The sequence below is a fragment of the Kitasatospora sp. MBT66 genome (assembly GCF_000710405.2).
GTDB classification, from domain to species: Bacteria; Actinomycetota; Actinomycetes; order Streptomycetales; family Streptomycetaceae; genus Kitasatospora; species Kitasatospora purpeofusca.
Window position 1 is genome coordinate 58,877 of the sequence record NZ_JAIY01000002.1, and the last position, 16,021, is coordinate 74,897.

A 16,021-nucleotide genomic window follows, 5' to 3' on the forward strand; every position below is an offset into this window, starting at 1 on the left:
GTCGTGCTGCGGAGCGGTCCGGTGACGGCCGGTGAGAGCCGGTGAGGGCCGGTGGTCAGACCGCCGGGGCGGCGACCGGCGCGCGCTCGGCGGCCGGAGCCGCCGGGGCGAGGGCCCGGTCGGCCAGGGTGCCGAAGAGCAGGGCGAACCCCGTCCACAGCACCACCTGGAGGCCGATCGAGGCGAGCCGGAAGTCCCACAGCAGCGCGGCCGGGAAACCGTCCGGGATCGCGTCGTCGTTGGGCGGCAGGACGAAGGCCAGCACGGCCATCACCACGGCGTAGCCGAGGCCGGCCGCGACGGTGGCGTTCCAGGTGCCCAGGCGCGGGGCCAGGCGCTTGCCGAGGATCACCGCGGCGACGCCGATCAGCACGCTGAGCGCGATCATCAGGAAGAACAGCGCGGTGCGCTTCCCGATGGTGTCCGGATTGCCGACCGCCGGCGGGTTCGCCGGGTACTTGAGGAACGGCACGAAGTAGACGGTGACGAAGGCCGCGCCCGCGACCAGCGCGGCGGTGGCCCGGGGGCCGAACCGGCCGACCCGGCCGAGGGCGAAGCAGAACGCCAGCGCGGCGATCCCGCCGACCGCGACGCCGTACACCAGCACGCCGGTGGCGAGACCGGCGGTGGACTGGAGGTCCCGGCTGACCAGTTCCTCCTCCTCGCCCCCGGCGTCGGCGGCCGCGTGCTCGTGCGCGGACGCGTCCTCGGCACCGCCGGCCGCGGCCGCGGAGCCGCCGCCGTGGTCGTGGTGCCCGGCCGGGGCGGAGTGCGCCTGCTCCTGCGCGATGGAGTCCGAGACGGGGCCCTCGCCGACGGTGTAGGCGAAGACGAAGGCCACCAGCCCGGCTATCAGGCCGGCCAGCAGACCGCGCAGCAGGAGTCTGCCCACGGTGCCGGACGGCATGGTTGCGGAGTTGTTCATCGGTGCGTGTTCTCCGGGATCAGTGGCAGGGGAAGCCGAGCAGGTGCCGACCGTCGTGCACCCATTCGTGCACCGTCGCACCGGAGAAGACCGAGGTGGCGCCCTGCTCGGCGCCGACGAAGTAGAGCAGGACCAGCATCAGGGTGCCGAGGAACAGCGCCCAGGGCAGGATCGCGCGGATCGGCAGCGATGCGGGGGCGGAGCCGGCCGAGGGCAGGCTGGGGGACAAGACGGACTGGGCCATGGCAGGACCTCCTGGGGGAAACACGCGTCCCGTTCGGTGGAGCTCGGACGACGGCCATCGGGTCTGACTTGCCGGGCCCGCCGTTGCGTGAGGTGGCCTGGTCCGGCATACAGTGGCGCGACCGTGCCGGATTCGCACCGGACTTCCGTCTCGCCGTCGTCTTCAGTTGTCGGGGGAGACCGTAGCGCCCGGTGACGACGGCGCCAAGGGCGCTCACGGAATCGTTGTCGTGGCGCGACCTGCGGATTCGCGCGCGGGGCGGGCGCGGGGAGGGCACGGAGCGCGGCGCTCCGAGGGCCCCCAAGGGTGACAGGTGTACGAAGGGGGAAAACACGTGACGGTACGGGTGATCTTCGTCTCCCCAGCGATCGGACCCGAACTGCGGCAGGCACGGTTCGCCGACGAAGCCTCCGCGTACGGGATCAGTGCGGTGAACGGCGGTGCGGCGGACGGCGGCACGGCCGACGGCGGGGACGCGCTGGACGAGGCCGGGGTGCGCGCGGCCCGCGTCCTCCGGCCGGACCTCCCGGTGGCGTCCCACCGCTTCGTCTCGCCCTCGGCCCGCTGCCGCCGCACGGCCGAGGAGCTCGGCCTGGCCGACGCGGTCGCCGAGCCCGAGCTGCGCGGCTGCGCGGCCGGGCGCTGGCGCGGGCGGACCCTCGACGAGGTGGCCGCCGAGGAGCCGGAGGCCCTGATGGCCTGGCTCGCCGACCCGGCCGCCGCCCCGCACGGGGGCGAGTCGGTGCGGCAGCTGTGCGCCCGGGTCGCCGGGTGGCTGGACGGGACGGCGGCCGGGCTCACCGGCCGGGTCCTCGTGGTCGCCGAGCCGGACGCCGTCCGGGCCGCGGCCGTGCACGCGCTCGGCGTCCCGGACCAGGCCTTCCGGCGTCTGGACGTGCCCCCGCTGGCGGTGGTCGAACTGACCGGCCGGGCCGGTCGCTGGAACCTCCGGCTCGGCTGAGACGCGCTGCGGTCAGAAGCGGTCCAGGTCGAGCCTCCAGTCGTTGCAGCGGATCGGGTGGCCCGGCGGGTACTCGAAGTCCTGCGGCCCCAGGAGTTCGAAGCCCGCCGCCCGGCAGACCGCGTTCGAGGCCGGATGGTCCACCGAGGGGAAGGCGTGCAGGTGGCGGCGCCGGCCCTCGGCCCGGGCCCGCTCCGCCACCGCGCGGGCCGCGGCCGTGGCCACGCCCCGGCGCTGGAAGGCCGGCAGCACGGCCCAGCCCGTCTCGTACACCTGCTCACCGGCCCACTCGCGGGCCCAGAAGCCGATGCTCCCGGCCGTCGCCGCCTCCGCCTCCGTCGCCTCGTCCGCCGCCCCCGTCGGCAGCAGCACGATCCGGAACATCCGCCCCGCGCCGGTGCGGTCGGCGCTCAGGTCGACGTACCGGCGGTGGCGGCGGGCGAGCACCTCCTCGGACTCCGGGCCGCCGAGGTGGGTCGTCAGCTCCGGCGCGTTGAGGGCGCGCAGCAGCTCGGCGTCGCCCTCCGACCAGGGCTCCAGGCGTACGGTGGGGGCGCGGTTGTCGTCCATGGCCGTACGGTAGCGGCGGCCTCCGACAAACGGCCCGGGCCGGTTCCGCTACCGGTGGTGGCCGCCGGGTCGGGCGGCGGGGGAGAGGCGCACCGGCAGGGCGCTCAGGGCGTTGACGATGAAGGACTCCTGGTGCCGCAGCTCCTCCGGCGGCACCGCGAGCTCGACCTCGGGGTAGGTCCGGAACAGCGCGGTCAGGGCCTCCTCCGCCTCCAGCACGCCGAGCGCGGCGCCCAGGCAGTAGTGGCGTCCGTGGCCGAACGCCAGGTTGGACTTGTCGGGCCGGGTGAGGTCGAAGACGTCCGGCCGGTCGGGGTGCAGCTCCGGGTCCCGGCCGGCCGCCCCGTACGCGATCAGGACCGGTTCGCCGGTGCGGATCAGCACGCCCCCGCCGAGGTCGATGTCCTCGGCGGCGAAGTGCAGCGGCAGGTGCATCACCGGCGCTTCGAGGCGCAGCGCCTCCTCGATGGCGTCCCGCCAGGTCGCCGAGCCGTTCCGGACCAGCGCGAGCTGCTCGGGGTGGCTGAGCAGCAGGGCCGCGGTGTGGTCGATCAGGTTGACGGCGGTCTCGGAGCCGGCGCCGATCATCAGGATCAGGGTGGACACCAGCTCCTGCTCGCTCAGCCGGCTGCCGGCGGCGTCCCGGGTCGCGATCAGCTCGCTGGTCATGTCGTCGCCGGGCGTCTCCCGCTTGGTGGCCACCAGGTGCGCCATCGCGGCGAACAGGTCGTCGAGGACGGCCTTGGCCCGTTCGGGGGTGGCGCCGGTCTCCAGGACGCCGTCGACCACCCGCCGCACCTCGGGGCGCTGTTCCTCGGGCACGCCGAAGAGGTCGCAGATCAGCGTGGTCGGCAGCGGGTAGGAGAGCCGGGTGTGCAGGTCCACCGGCTCGCCGGGCGCGGTGGCGCGCAGGTCGTCGAGCAGCGCGGCGACGATCGCGCGCACCCGGGGCCGCAGCGACTCCACCCGGCGGGGACCGAAGGCGGGGGCGGTCAGGGTGCGCAGCCGGTGGTGGTCCGCGCCGTCGCTGGTGAACATCGTCTCCACCGCGACCCAGCTGGCCAGCGGCCAGTCCGGGCCGACCCGGCCGTCGATCCACTCGGGCCAGTGGCGGCGGGCGTTCTTGGCGAGCCGGTGGTCGGCGAGGAGCTTCCGGGCGACCTCGGCGCGGGTCACCGACCAGGCGAGGACCTTGCCGGGGAGTTCGACCCGGACGGCCGGGCCGTGGGTGCGCAGGTGGGCGGCTTCGGCGTGCAGGTCGGCGGCGTGCGGGTCGAGGACGTGGGTGAACGGGCAGCGGGGTTCCACGGGCCCTCCTTGGCGGGGGAGCGGCGGGCCGGACGATCGGCCGGTTGCGACCGTACGGCGGGTGCGGTGGCGGGGAAAGGGCGTCCGGTGGGCGTTCCGGACGCCCCCGGCGGCGCGCCCGCGCACGGTGCGGCGCGTTCGGTGCGGAGCGTTCGGCGCGGCGTCAGCGGTGCCGGGCCCGCCCACCTCCTTATGACAACAGCATTGACGTGTCTCGAAGCCGCCGGTTTCATGGCTCGCACTTCACCCCCACCCCCACACCCCCCCACCAGCAAGGCGGTGATCCCTTGGCATCGACGGCGAAGGTCATGGGCAGCGGTCCGAGAGCGGACAGCGGCGGCCCCCAGGACTCCATGCCCCGCTCCCTGGGCCTGATCGACGGGGCGGCGATCGCCGCCTCCAGTACCGCCGCGACCAGCAGTATCGGCATCGGCCTCGGCCTGATGGCCGGCGTCGTCGGGCTCCACCTCCCCGCGATCATGCTGCTGGCGTTCCTCCCCGTGCTGGCCATCGCCGGCGGCTACGGGCGGCTGAACCGCTCGGAGCCGGACGCCGGCAGCAGCTACAGCTGGGTGGGCCGCACGCTCAACCCCTGGCTCGGCTTCCTCACCGGCTGGGTGAACACCGTCGGCACCGTGGTGTTCATGGCCTACACCACCACCGTGACCGGCTCCTCGATCGTCCAGCTCCTCGACGAGGCGCACCTGCGCAGCGTCGCCGGGCTGCGGCTGGACGCCGACTCGACCGTGCAGTGCACCCTGATCGGCCTGGTCGTCCTGGTCGCCGCCGCGCTGGTCGCGGTGCGCGGTCTCGGCCTGGCGGCGCGGCTGCAGAAGGCGCTGCTGGTGTTCGAGTACGCCGTCCTGCTCGGCTTCTGCGGCTACGGGCTGTTCGCCGGCGACCAGCCGTTCTCGCTCGACTGGTTCAACCCGTTCGCGATCCCCTCCTTCGACGCGCTGGCCCAGGGCATGGTGCTCGCGGTGTTCTGCTACTGGGGCTTCGAGTCGGTGTTCAGCGTCGGCGAGGAGGTCCACGACCCCCGGGACGCCTCCCGCGCCGGCACCCTCGCCCTGGTCGTGATGCTGCTGCTGTTCCTGCTCGCCGGCACCGCCTTCCAGCGGGTGCTGCCGCTGGACGAGCTGGCGGACAACGGCGCGCACGGCCTGACGTACTTCGGCGCCCGGCTCGCCGACCAGCCGCTGGCCGCGCTGCCGCTGATCGCGCTGATGTTCTCCGCGGTGGCCTCGCTGCAGTCCTCGGTGATCCCCACCGCCCGCGGGCTGTTCGCGATGGGCCGGGACGGCGTGCTCGGCCCGGTCTGGACGAAGCTGCACCCCAAGCACCGGACGCCCGCGGTCGGCACCCTGCTGATCACCGCGGTCGCGGTGGCGCTGGCACTGTGCTCGATCGTCATCCCGACCGTCAACGACCTCATCTCGGCCGCCGTCAACGCGATCGGCATCATCGTCGCCCTCTACTACGCGCTCACCGCGGTCGCGGCCGCCGTCCGGTTCCGCCACCTGCTGCGCACCGACCTGCTGGAGGGGCTGCGCGCGGTGGTCGGCCCGCTGCTCGGCGCGGCGGTCCTGCTGGTCGTCGGCGGCTACCTCACCTGGACCTTCTACGACTCCGCCGACCACTTCGAACTCTCCGCCGACAACGGCTGGTTCGAGCTCACCGTCGTGGTACTGATGATCGTCACCGGGCTGCCGGCGGCGGCCTGGGCGCGCTGGCGGCGGCGCTCGGCGTACTTCCTCGGCGAGGCCGCGGGTACACCCGGGAAGGTCTGAGGGCGACCGACGGCGCGGGTCCGGTGCACCCCCACACACCGGACCCGCGCTCTGCCGCCGCACCGGGCACACGACACAGGACACACGGCACCCCGCACACCCGCACCACCCGAGAACGGAGCACCACCCATGACCAAGGCCGATCTGGTCTTCACCCGCGGCCCCGTGCACACCGGCGACGCCGCCCGCACCCGGGCGACCGGTCTGGCCGTCACCGGCGGACGGATCACCGCCGTCGGCCACGACGAGGTCCGGGACCTGATCGGCCCGGACACCGAGGTCGTCGACCTCTCCGGCAAGCTGCTGCTGCCGGGCTTCCAGGACGCGCACATCCACGCCGTCTTCGGCGGCACCGAGTTGGCGGTCTGCGACCTCACCGGCACCGTCGGCGTGGCCGACTACCTGGAGCGGATCCGCGCCTACGCCGACGCCAACCCCGAGCAGGAGTGGATCACCGGCAGCGGCTGGTCGATGGAGAGCTTCGAGGGCGGCCTGCCGACCCGGCAACTGCTCGACTCCGCCGTCCCGGACCGTCCGGTCTACCTCACCAACCGGGACCACCACGGCGCCTGGGCCAACACCCGGGCGCTGGAACTCGCCGGCGTCGACCGCGACACCCCCGACCCGGCGGACGGCCGGATCGAGCGCGAGGCCGACGGCACCCCGAGCGGGGTGCTCCAGGAGGGCGCCACCGGCCTGGTGGCCCGGCTGGTGCCGCCGATCACCGCCGCCGACCGGCTGGAGGGGCTGCTGCGGGCGCAGCGGCTGCTGCACTCGCTCGGCATCACCGGCTGGCAGGACGCGCTGCTCGGCGAGTTCAACGGCCAGCCGGACCCGTCGGACGCCTATCTGGCGGCCGCGCGCTCCGGTGCGCTGACCGCCCGGGTGAACGGCGCGCTCTGGTGGGAGCGCGAGCGGGGCGCCGAGCAGATCGCCGAACTCGTCGAGCGCCGCGCCGAGTCCGCCCACGGCAGGTTCCGGGCCGGCTCGGTGAAGATCATGCAGGACGGCATCGCGGAGAACTTCACCGCCGCGATGACCAGCCCCTATCTGGACGGCTGCGGCTGCGCCACCGCCAACTCCGGCCTCAGCTTCGTCGATCCGCTCGCCCTGCGCGAGTACGTGACCGCACTCGACGCGCTGGACTTCCAGGTGCACTTCCACGCCCTCGGCGACCGGGCAGTGCGCGAGGCGCTGGACGCGGTCGAGGCCGCCCGTGCCGCCAACGGCCGGCGCGACACCCGCCACCACCTCGCCCACCTCCAGGTGGTCCACCCGGACGACCTGCCCCGGTTCGCCCGGCTCGGCGCGATCGCCAACATCCAGCCGCTGTGGGCGGCGCACGAGCCGCAGATGGACGAGCTGACCATCCCCTTCCTCGGCCCGGAGCGCGCCGCCTGGCAGTACCCGTTCGGCGCGCTGCTGCGGGCCGGGGCCACCCTGGCGGCGGGCAGCGACTGGCCGGTGAGCAGCCCGGACCCGCTGGCCGGTCTGCACGTCGCGGTCAACCGGCGGGAGCCGGAGGCCGAGGACGACCGGGTGTTCCTGCCCGAGCAGCGGCTCGACCTGGCCTCGGCGATCGCCGCTTACACGGCGGGCACCGCCCATGTGAACGGGCACGACGACGCCGGGGTGCTCGCGCCCGGTCTGCTGGCCGACCTGGTCGTCCTGGACCGCGACATCCTCACCGGCCCGCCCGAGGAGATCGCCTCCGCCCGGGTGCTGCGCACCTATGTCGGGGGCGAGCTGGTCCACGCCGCCGAGTGAAGACGCTTCCTGGTGAGGCTGTCTGACGTCGCGTCGACTGCCGTCCGGGCCCCGGGGTGCTCCCCGGGGCCCGTCGCGTTCCCGGTGGTGCGTGCTCCGACGCGCCCGGACGGCAAGGGGCTCTGGACTTACTAGGACGTCCAACTATATGGTCGGAACAGGTCCGCGGTGTCAGGGAAGCCGGTGAAAGTCCGGCACGGTCCCGCCACTGTGACCGGGGAGTTCGTCCTCGCAGGAGTTCGGCCACTGGCAGCCAGCCGGGAAGGCCCGGGGGCGCGCGTCGATCCGGGAGTCAGGATACCGGCCGCGGAAGGTCCGTGTTTTCCACGAGGATGGAGACGACACGCATGAATCCGGGCTGCTCGCGTTCCACCGCCCCCGGCTCTGCCGTGCCGACGAACCCCGGGGCGCACCCGCGCTGACGGTTCGTCCGCCGCCGCCGTCCTGCCGCCGGGTGCACCACCGTGCGCCCGCGCACCGGCGCGGCCTCCACTCCTCCTCTCCCCATCCTGACGAGAGAAGGAATCAATGCTCCCCGACCCGACCACCCCCGAGTCGACCACCCCCGAGTCGATCGTCCCCGAGTCGATCGTCCCCGAACTCACCCACTTCGTCGGCGGCAAGCGCACCGCCGGCACCTCCGGCCGCTTCGGCGACGTCCACGACCCCAACACCGGCCGCGTCCAGGCCCGGGTGCCGCTCGCGAGCCGCGCCGAGGTCGAGGCCGTGATCGCCGACGCGGCGCAGGCCCAGCCCGCGTGGGCGGCCTGGAACCCGCAGCGCCGGGCCCGGGTGCTGCTGCGCTTCCTCCAACTCGTCGAGCAGGAGCGGGAATCGCTCGCCCGGCTGCTCTCCGCCGAGCACGGCAAGACCGTCGCCGACGCCCACGGGGACCTCCAGCGCGGCCTGGAGGTGGTCGAGTTCGCGGCCGGGATCCCGCACCTGCTCAAGGGCGAGTTCACCGACAACGCCGGCACCGGCATCGACGTGTACTCGATGCGCCAGCCGCTCGGCGTGGTCGCCGGCATCACCCCGTTCAACTTCCCCGCGATGATCCCGCTCTGGAAGGCCGCACCCGCGCTGGCCTGCGGCAACGCCTTCGTGCTCAAGCCCTCCGAGCGCGACCCCTCGGTGCCGCTGCGGCTCGCCGAACTGTTCCTGGAGGCCGGACTGCCGCCCGGCGTGCTGAACGTGGTGAACGGCGGCAAGGAGGCCGTCGACACCCTGCTGGAGGATCCCCGGGTGCAGGCGGTCGGCTTCGTCGGCTCCACCCCGATCGCCCAGTACGTCTACGCGACCGCGGCCGCCCACGGCAAGCGCGCCCAGTGCTTCGGCGGCGCCAAGAACCACATGATCGTGATGCCCGACGCCGACCTCGACCAGGCGGCGGACGCGCTGGTCGGCGCCGGCTACGGCTCGGCGGGCGAGCGCTGCATGGCGATCTCGGTGGCCGTCCCGGTCGGCGAGGAGACCGCCGACGCCCTGGTGGCCAAGCTGGTCGAGCGGATCGGCGCGCTGAAGGTCGGCCGCTCGGACGACCCCGCTGCGGACTTCGGCCCGCTGGTCGGCCGGGACGCGCTGGAGCGGGTCCGCGGCTACCTGGACCTCGGGGTCGAGGAGGGCGCCGAACTCGTCGTCGACGGACGCGACTTCCGGCTGGAGGGCCACGAGGAGGGCTTCTTCCTCGGCCCCTCGCTGTTCGACCGGGTGACGCCGGGGATGCGCATCCACCGCGAGGAGATCTTCGGCCCGGTGCTGAGCGTGGTCCGCGCCGCCGACTACGAGGAAGCCCTGCGCCTGCCCAGCGAGCACGAGTTCGGCAACGGCGTGGCCATCTACACCCGCGACGGAGACACCGCCCGCGACTTCACCCGCCGGGTCAACACCGGCATGGTCGGCGTCAACGTGCCGATCCCGGTGCCGATCGCCTACCACACCTTCGGCGGCTGGAAGCGCTCCGGTTTCGGCGACCTCAACCAGCACGGCCCGGACTCGATCCGCTTCTACACCCGCACCCGCACGGTGACCTCGCGCTGGCCCTCCGGGGTCAAGGAAGGCGCCAGCTTCACCATGCCGACGATGGGATGAGCGCCGTGCACGATCTCACCGACGACCAGCGCGCGATCGCCGCGACCACCAGGGCCTTCGCCGACGAGCACCTCGCCCCGAACGCCGTGGAGTGGGACCACACCAAGCACTTCCCGGTCGACGTGCTGCGCAAGGCCGGCGAACTCGGCCTGGCCGGCGTCTACGTGCGGGAGGAGTCCGGCGGCTCCGGCCTCACCCGCCGCGACGGCGCGGTCGCCTTCGAGGCCCTCGCCACCGGCTGCCCGTCCATCGCCGCCTACCTCTCCATCCACAACATGGTCGCCTGGATGGTCGACCGCCACGGCGACGACGCCCAGCGCGCCCGCTGGCTGCCCCGGCTCTGCACGGCCGAGGACCTCGCCAGCTACTGCCTGACCGAGCCCGGCGCCGGCTCCGACGCCGCCGCGCTCACCACCCGGGCCGTCCGGGACGGCGAGCACTGGGTGCTGGACGGCGTCAAGCAGTTCATCTCCGGCGCCGGCAGCGCCCAGGTCTACCTGGTCATGGCGCGCACCGGCGGGCCCGGGCCGAAGGGCATCTCGGCCTTCCTGGTCGACCGGGACGACCCGGGCCTGTCCTTCGGCGCCAACGAGCGCAAGATGGGCTGGAACGCCCAGCCGACCCGGCAGGTGGTGCTGGACGGCGTGCGGCTGCCCGCCGACCGGCTGCTCGGCGCCGAGGGGGAGGGCTTCAGGATCGCCATGGGCGGCCTCAACGGCGGCCGCCTCGGCATCGCCGCCTGCTCGCTCGGCGGCGCCCAGAGCGCGCTGGAGCGCACCGTGGCCCACCTCGCCGAACGCGAGGCCTTCGGCGCCCGGCTGCTGCACGCCCAGGCGCTGCAGTTCCGCCTCGCCGACATGGCCACCGAACTGGAGGCCGCCCGGGCCCTGCTGTGGCGGGCCGCCGACGCCCTGGACCGGGGCGACGCCCGGGCCCCGCAGCTGTGCGCGATGGCCAAGCGGCACGCCACCGACACCGGCTTCGAGGTGGCCGACCAGGCGCTCCAACTGCACGGCGGTTACGGCTACCTGGCCGAGTACGGCATCGAGAAGATCGTCCGCGACCTGCGGGTGCACCAGATCCTGGAAGGGACCAACGAGATCATGCGCGTCATCGTCGCCCGCGGCCTGACCGGGGCCGCCTGATGACCGGGAACGGGAGCACAAGCGGGAACGGCGCCGGGAGCGGCGTCAGGACCGGGAGCGGGACCGAGGAGGTCCTGGTGCAGCGCGAGGGCCGGACCGGACTGATCGTCCTCAACCGCCCCACCGCCCTCAACGCCCTCACCCACGGGATGGTGCGGCGGATCGCGGCCGCCCTGGACGACTGGGAGCAGGACCCGCGGGTCGCGACCGTCGTCGTCACCGGGGCCGGCGACCGGGCCTTCTGCGCCGGCGGCGACATCGTCGCCATCCACCGCGCCGCGACCGGCGGCGACCCGCGCGAGGTCGAGGAGTTCTGGCGCGACGAGTACCGCCTCAACGCCAGGATCGCCCGCTACCCCAAGCCCTATGTCGCGGTGATGGACGGCATCGTGATGGGCGGCGGGGTCGGGGTCTCCGCCCACGGCAGCGTCCGGATCGTCACCGAGCGCACCAGGATCGCCATGCCCGAGGCGGGCATCGGCTTCGTCCCCGACGTCGGCGGCACCTATCTGCTCGCGCTGGCGCCCGGCGAGCTGGGCACCCACCTCGCGCTGACCGCCGGCTCGGCCGGCGCCGCGGACGCGCTGCTCTGCGGCCTCGCCGACCACTTCGTACCGTCCGGGCGACTGCCCGCCCTGCTCGACGACCTGGCCGAGTCGAGCGTCCACGACGCGCTCGCCCGGCACGTCGAACAGCCGCCGCCCGGACGGCTGGAGCGGCAGCGGGGGTGGATCGACACCTGCTACGCGGCCGACACCGTCGAGGAGATCCTCGAACGGCTCGGCACCAGTGGCGAACCGGAGGCGAAGGAGGCGGCCGAGCGGATCACCGCCAACGCGCCGACGGCGGTCAAGGCGACGCTGGCCGCGCTCCGCCGGGCCCGGGAGCTGGGCCCGCTGGAGGCGGTGCTCGACCAGGAGTACCGCAGCTCCTGCGCCGCCCTGGCCACCCCGGACCTCGCCGAGGGCATCCGGGCCCAGGTGATCGACAAGGACCGCACCCCGCACTGGAGTCCGGCCACGCTGGACGCCGTCGACCCCGCCGCCGTGGCCCGCTGGTTCGCCCCGCTGGGCGAGCGCGAACTCGGCCTCGCCGACCTCACCCCCCTGGAGCGCTGGTGACCCACCGGATCGGATTCGTCGGACTCGGCAACATGGGTGGCCCGATGGCCGCCAACCTGGTCGGGGCGGGCCACACCGTCACCGGCCACGACCTGGTGCCGGAGGCCCGGGAGCGGGCGGCCGGCCAGGGCGTACGGATCGCCGCCTCGGCCGCCGAGGCGGTCGCGGACGCCGAGCTGGTGCTCACCATGCTGCCGACCGGACGCCATGTGCTGGAGGTCTACCGGGAGTTGACCGCATCGGCGGTGGACGCGCTGTTCGTCGACTGCTCCACGATCGCGGTCGGCGATGCCCGGGCCGCCCGGGACCTCGCCCGTACCGCCGGCCACCGGGCCCTGGACGCCCCGGTCTCCGGCGGGGTCCCGGGCGCCGAGGCGGCGAGCCTGACCTTCATGGTCGGCGGCGCGGCGGAGGACTTCGCCGCCGCCGAACCGGTGCTGGCGGCGATGGGCCGCAAGGTGGTGCACTGCGGCGAGTCCGGCACCGGGCAGGCCGCGAAGATCTGCAACAACATGATCCTCGGCGTCTCGATGATCGCGGTCGCCGAGGCCTTCGTGCTCGGCGAGAGCCTCGGTCTGAGCCACCAGGCCCTGTTCGACGTCGCCTCCACGGCCTCCGGCCAGTGCTGGGCGCTCACCAGCAACTGCCCCGTGCCCGGCCCCGTCCCGGCCAGTCCCGCCAACCGGGGCTACCCGGCGGGCTTCGCGGCCGCCCTGATGGCCAAGGACCTCGGCCTGGCCGCCGACGCCGCCGACGCCTCCGCCGTGCCCGCCGAACTCGGGCGCCGGGCATCCGAGTTGTTCGCCGACTTCGCCCGGGGCGACGGCGCCGGTCAGGACTTCTCGGCCATCATCACCGCCCTTCGGGAGAACACCGCATGAGCTACGAGACGATCCGGGTCGAGCGCCACGACCGGGTGGGCCTGATCACCCTGGACCGGCCGAAGGCCCTGAACGCCCTCAACACCCGGCTGATGAACGAAGTCGTCGAGGCGGCTCAGGAGTTCGACCGGGACCGGACGGTGGGCGCGGTGGTCGTCACCGGGTCCGACCGGGCCTTCGCCGCCGGGGCCGACATCAAGGAGATGCAGTCCCTGGACTTCGTCGACGCCTACCTCGGCGACTGGTTCGCCGCCTGGGACGGCTTCGGCGCCCTGCGCAAGCCCGTCGTCGCCGCCGTGGCCGGCTACGCGCTGGGCGGGGGCTGCGAGTTGGCGATGCTGTGCGACGTCCTGATCGCCGCCGACACCGCGAAGTTCGGCCAGCCGGAGATCAAGCTCGGGGTGATCCCGGGCATCGGCGGCTCGCAGCGGCTGACCAGGGCGATCGGCAAGGCCAAGGCCATGGAACTCTGCCTGACCGGGCGGACCATGGACGCCGAGGAGGCCGAGCGGGCCGGACTGGTCTCCCGGATCGTCCCCGCCGACCGGCTGCTCGACGAGGCCCTCGCCACCGCCGCGACGATCGCCGCGATGTCCGCACCGGCCGCGATCATGATGAAGGAGAGCGTCAACCGCGCCCTGGAGACCACCCTCGCCGAGGGCGTCCGCTTCGAACGCCGCCTCTTCCACGCCACCTTCGCCACCGCCGACCAGAAGGAAGGCATGGCCGCCTTCGCCGAGAAGCGCCCGCCGGAGTTCAAGCACCACTGACCCTGCAACGTCGGTGCCCGGTCCCCTCGCCGAGAGGGGACCGGGCACCGACGTCGGCGTGCTCAGGGACGGCGGGACACCCGGCGCCGGGCGGCGAGCCGTTCCACCAGCAGCACCGTGGCCACGGCCGCGGCCGTGAACAGCAGCGTGTTCGCCACCACCCCGCCAGCGGTCAGCCACGCCGGGTCGGCGCCGTCCGGCAGGCTCGTCTCCGTGAACAGGCCGCCGACGCCGGTCAGCAGGCCCCGGGCCACGTACACGGCCACCAGGGCGGCCAGCCCGAGCGGAAGGGTGAGCAGCACGGCCGCGAGGTAGAAGCGCCCGTTCTCCGTCAGCCCTCCCAGTGCGGCCAGCCCGCCGACCACGGCGACGTAACCGCCCGCCGCCCATCCGGTCATCCCCATCGCTGCCATCCCCCTGTGGTCCTTCGGTGTTCCGTCGCCGTGCCGTGGATGCGTCGTCGCTGTGCTTGTGCCCGCGCCGGTGCCGGGCGACCCGCTTCCGCCCGGCACCGTACAGGTCCGGTCAGCTGCCGTAGCGCAGCGAGACGGTGTCGCCCAGGTGGACCGTGGTGGCCCGGGTGGCGGCGGTGGCCGTGCCGGCGTCCAGGTCGACCTTCCAGGTGGCCGAGCCGCTGTTGGCGGTGCCGTTGAGCGAGGTGATCGTGCCGGAGCCGGTGGCCGGGGTGACGGTGGTGACGCAGCCGCCCGGGGTCGCGGTGGCGGCCGCGTCCAGGACCTCGCCGAGGGTCGTGGTGCTGCCGGTCGGCGTGAAGGTCACGGCGCAGACCTTGAGCGGGGCGGTGCCGTTGTCGACGACCAGGGCCAGCCGGGCCGCGGTGCCGGGCGTGAAGCCGGTGGTGGCCGCCCAGGCCGGCTCGCCGGCCGCGCTCGGCGCGGGCGGGGTGGCGGTGAAGCCCGCGCCGGCAACGGCGCGCAGACCGTCGACGGAGGCGTAGGCGGACGGGACGGTGTCGGTGGGCAGGTACTTGAAGCCGCCGCCGGGCTTGAACTGCTGGGCGATCAGGAAGTCGATCGGGGTCTTGCCGGCGCCGCTGGTGAACTCGGCGCCCTGGGGGTTGATGCCGCAGGCGTTGAGGCCGGAGACGGCCCAGCCGTTGGAGTCGGTGTTGGCGCCCCACATCGAGTTGAACGCACCGGAGGCGACCAGCTTGCCCTTGAGGAAGTTCTTCGCGGCGACCACCGCGGCATCGGTGTTGGGGACGCCGCCGCTGCACAGGGAGGCCATGGCGGCGCCCGTCATGTCGATGTCGCTGCCCTGGGCGAGCGCCGTCGGGTCGCCGGCGGCCTTGCTGTAGTTCCAGCCGCCGTCGTTGTGCTGGTTGGCGCGCACGGCGGCGACCGAGGCGTCCAGCAGGGACTGCGGCACGCGCCTGGTGCCGCTCTGGGTCCTGGCGCCGCCGAGGGCGAGCAGGCCGAAGACGGTGCCGTTGAAGTTGGCGGACGGGCCGTAGTAGCCGGGCTCGGCGGTCTGCCAGTAGGCGGCCAGGTCCGCGACCAGGTTGCGGCCGGGCCCGACGCGCGCGGGGTCGATCCCGGCGGCGTAGGCGTTCAGGATGCCGCGCTCGTAGTCGGTGACGACCGGCGAGGCGCTGGGCCAGGCGGGCGCGGCGAGCTGGTTGCGGTAGACGAGGCGGGCGTTCTTGGTGGCGTCCCCGCCGGGCGTGACGTCCGCCGCCGCGGTGCCGGCCGCCGCCAGCGCGCTGAAGGCCCACTCGTTGGAGAGCCCGCCGCCGGTGACGTAGCTGCCGTCGGCGGCCTGGAGGGACTTCAGATAGGTGACGCCGGTGCTCTTCGAGGTGGCTGTCTGGGCCGGGGTGGCGGTCGCCTGCGCGGGAACGGCCGACAGCAGCAGGGCTCCGGCCGCCAGCGGGACGGTCACCGCGGCGGCGGTGCGGGAGGCGGCGGTGCGGGAGGCGGCGGTGCGTGAGGTGAGGAAGGACACGGGACACTCCTTGGGGTGGCGGGCGCCGACCCGGCCCCGGCCCCTTGCACCCCTGCGGGAGCACGGCGGCCGGAGCGGCCGCCGCCCGGCTCGCGTGGGCAGGCTTTCGCCGTGGTGCGCGGCCGGGCGGGCATTCGGACTCGGGGCGCCGACGGACGGCACCCCACACCGCTGCGCGTCAGCCCCGGATTCGCACCGGGTTCCCCCGCTCGGCCACCGCGGACGCTACCGCACGGCGTAGGCGCCGACGAGGGCTTGTGATCCAGGTGACGTGCCGTTGACTCCCAGTTCGGCAGCGTGGTCTGATGAACCGGTTTTTCACCCTCGGCACCCAGGGGAAGCCGGTCCGAATCCGGCGCTGACCCGCAACCGTAGATCCGCCCCCCCGGGCGGATGAGCCGGAATGCCTGGACCGGGGTCTGTTCTCGAAGTACTTGCGTCGTCGCGGACTACGACGTGGTCATGGCGGTCCCCATGCCTGTCGGG

14 protein-coding genes and 4 riboswitches are annotated in these 16,021 nt (G+C 74.1%); of the genes, 8 read left to right on the top strand and 6 right to left on the bottom strand.

All coding sequences use genetic code 11. The features are described 5' to 3' along the window. Positions 1 to 55 precede the first annotated feature (55 nt). Positions 56 to 907, bottom strand: coding sequence for a CbtA family protein (locus BI06_RS01685; protein WP_082558207.1), 852 nt, complete (start codon positions 905 to 907; stop codon positions 56 to 58). Between the two features lie 37 nt (positions 908 to 944). Then, positions 945 to 1,169, bottom strand: a complete 225-nt coding sequence (locus BI06_RS01690; RefSeq protein ID WP_030394041.1) for a CbtB-domain containing protein — start codon at positions 1,167 to 1,169, stop codon at positions 945 to 947. 61 nt (positions 1,170 to 1,230) lie between these two features. Then, a riboswitch (cobalamin riboswitch) is annotated at positions 1,231 to 1,316 on the bottom strand. A gap of 187 nt (positions 1,317 to 1,503) precedes the next feature. On the opposite strand from BI06_RS01690, the gene BI06_RS01695 reads away from it, so the two are divergent. Then, positions 1,504 to 2,130, top strand: coding sequence for a histidine phosphatase family protein (locus tag BI06_RS01695; protein ID WP_043464317.1), 627 nt, complete (start codon positions 1,504 to 1,506; stop codon positions 2,128 to 2,130). Between the two features lie 12 nt (positions 2,131 to 2,142). Here the strand turns inward: BI06_RS01695 and BI06_RS01700 are convergent, their stop codons facing one another. Together BI06_RS01700 and BI06_RS01705 are read right to left on the bottom strand one after the other, a co-directional pair. Beyond that, on the bottom strand, positions 2,143 to 2,700 hold the full coding sequence (locus BI06_RS01700; RefSeq protein WP_043464320.1) for a GNAT family N-acetyltransferase: 558 nt from the start codon (positions 2,698 to 2,700) through the stop codon (positions 2,143 to 2,145). Positions 2,701 to 2,748: 48 nt separating this feature from the next. After that, positions 2,749 to 4,008, bottom strand: a complete 1,260-nt coding sequence (locus tag BI06_RS01705) for a cytochrome P450 (RefSeq protein WP_043464323.1) — start codon at positions 4,006 to 4,008, stop codon at positions 2,749 to 2,751. A 353-nt stretch (positions 4,009 to 4,361) separates the two neighbouring features. Here BI06_RS01705 and BI06_RS01710 point away from each other — a divergent pair, with 353 nt between their 5' ends. The 7 genes from BI06_RS01710 (at position 4,362) to BI06_RS01740 (ending at position 13,570) form a co-directional block, all read left to right on the top strand. Continuing rightward, the gene (locus tag BI06_RS01710) at positions 4,362 to 5,798 is read left to right on the top strand and encodes an APC family permease (protein ID WP_233289974.1); all 1,437 of its coding nucleotides are present in this window, start codon (positions 4,362 to 4,364) and stop codon (positions 5,796 to 5,798) included. Positions 5,799 to 5,927: 129 nt separating this feature from the next. Then, on the top strand, positions 5,928 to 7,565 hold the full coding sequence (locus BI06_RS01715) for an amidohydrolase (RefSeq protein ID WP_043464330.1): 1,638 nt from the start codon (positions 5,928 to 5,930) through the stop codon (positions 7,563 to 7,565). Between the two features lie 132 nt (positions 7,566 to 7,697). Further along, positions 7,698 to 7,889: riboswitch (cobalamin riboswitch) on the top strand. 264 nt (positions 7,890 to 8,153) lie between these two features. Further along, on the top strand, positions 8,154 to 9,653 hold the full coding sequence (locus BI06_RS01720; RefSeq protein WP_043464495.1) for a CoA-acylating methylmalonate-semialdehyde dehydrogenase: 1,500 nt from the start codon (positions 8,154 to 8,156) through the stop codon (positions 9,651 to 9,653). Then, positions 9,650 to 10,798, top strand: coding sequence for an acyl-CoA dehydrogenase family protein (locus BI06_RS01725; RefSeq protein ID WP_030394034.1), 1,149 nt, complete (start codon positions 9,650 to 9,652; stop codon positions 10,796 to 10,798). Before BI06_RS01720 ends, BI06_RS01725 begins: the two co-directional genes overlap by 4 nt. After that, positions 10,798 to 11,919 carry an enoyl-CoA hydratase/isomerase family protein gene (locus BI06_RS01730; RefSeq protein ID WP_082558197.1) on the top strand — a complete coding sequence of 374 codons (1,122 nt, stop codon included), beginning with the start codon at positions 10,798 to 10,800 and terminating at the stop codon, positions 11,917 to 11,919. The genes BI06_RS01725 and BI06_RS01730 overlap by 1 nt, the downstream gene beginning before the upstream one ends. Beyond that, complete coding sequence (gene mmsB / locus BI06_RS01735; RefSeq protein WP_043464335.1) at positions 11,916 to 12,800, top strand: 3-hydroxyisobutyrate dehydrogenase; 885 nt, start codon at positions 11,916 to 11,918, stop codon at positions 12,798 to 12,800. The genes BI06_RS01730 and mmsB overlap by 4 nt, the downstream gene beginning before the upstream one ends. Then, entirely contained in the window at positions 12,797 to 13,570 is a 774-nt protein-coding gene (locus tag BI06_RS01740; RefSeq protein ID WP_043464338.1) for an enoyl-CoA hydratase, read from the top strand. The genes mmsB and BI06_RS01740 overlap by 4 nt, the downstream gene beginning before the upstream one ends. A gap of 62 nt (positions 13,571 to 13,632) precedes the next feature. On the opposite strand, the gene BI06_RS01745 is transcribed toward BI06_RS01740, so the two are convergent. Together BI06_RS01745 and BI06_RS01750 are read right to left on the bottom strand one after the other, a co-directional pair. Further along, positions 13,633 to 13,983, bottom strand: a complete 351-nt coding sequence (locus BI06_RS01745) for a hypothetical protein (RefSeq protein ID WP_149030233.1) — start codon at positions 13,981 to 13,983, stop codon at positions 13,633 to 13,635. A gap of 112 nt (positions 13,984 to 14,095) precedes the next feature. Further along, complete coding sequence (locus BI06_RS01750; RefSeq protein ID WP_043464343.1) at positions 14,096 to 15,535, bottom strand: hypothetical protein; 1,440 nt, start codon at positions 15,533 to 15,535, stop codon at positions 14,096 to 14,098. 128 nt (positions 15,536 to 15,663) lie between these two features. Further along, positions 15,664 to 15,741: riboswitch (cobalamin riboswitch) on the bottom strand. A gap of 90 nt (positions 15,742 to 15,831) precedes the next feature. After that, positions 15,832 to 15,965, top strand: a riboswitch (cobalamin riboswitch). The last annotated feature ends 56 nt before the right edge of the window (positions 15,966 to 16,021 follow it).

Coding starts and splice junctions, on each gene's coding strand:
- BI06_RS01715 (WP_043464330.1), top strand. CDS start 5,928: ATGACCAAGGCCGATCTGGTCTTCACCCGCGGCCCCGTGCACACCGGC.
- BI06_RS01700 (WP_043464320.1), bottom strand. CDS start 2,700: ATGGACGACAACCGCGCCCCCACCGTACGCCTGGAGCCCTGGTCGGAG.
- BI06_RS01730 (WP_082558197.1), top strand. CDS start 10,798: ATGACCGGGAACGGGAGCACAAGCGGGAACGGCGCCGGGAGCGGCGTC.
- BI06_RS01685 (WP_082558207.1), bottom strand. CDS start 907: ATGCCGTCCGGCACCGTGGGCAGACTCCTGCTGCGCGGTCTGCTGGCC.
- BI06_RS01725 (WP_030394034.1), top strand. CDS start 9,650: ATGAGCGCCGTGCACGATCTCACCGACGACCAGCGCGCGATCGCCGCG.
- BI06_RS01690 (WP_030394041.1), bottom strand. CDS start 1,169: ATGGCCCAGTCCGTCTTGTCCCCCAGCCTGCCCTCGGCCGGCTCCGCC.
- BI06_RS01745 (WP_149030233.1), bottom strand. CDS start 13,983: ATGGCAGCGATGGGGATGACCGGATGGGCGGCGGGCGGTTACGTCGCC.
- BI06_RS01740 (WP_043464338.1), top strand. CDS start 12,797: ATGAGCTACGAGACGATCCGGGTCGAGCGCCACGACCGGGTGGGCCTG.
- BI06_RS01710 (WP_233289974.1), top strand. CDS start 4,362: ATGCCCCGCTCCCTGGGCCTGATCGACGGGGCGGCGATCGCCGCCTCC.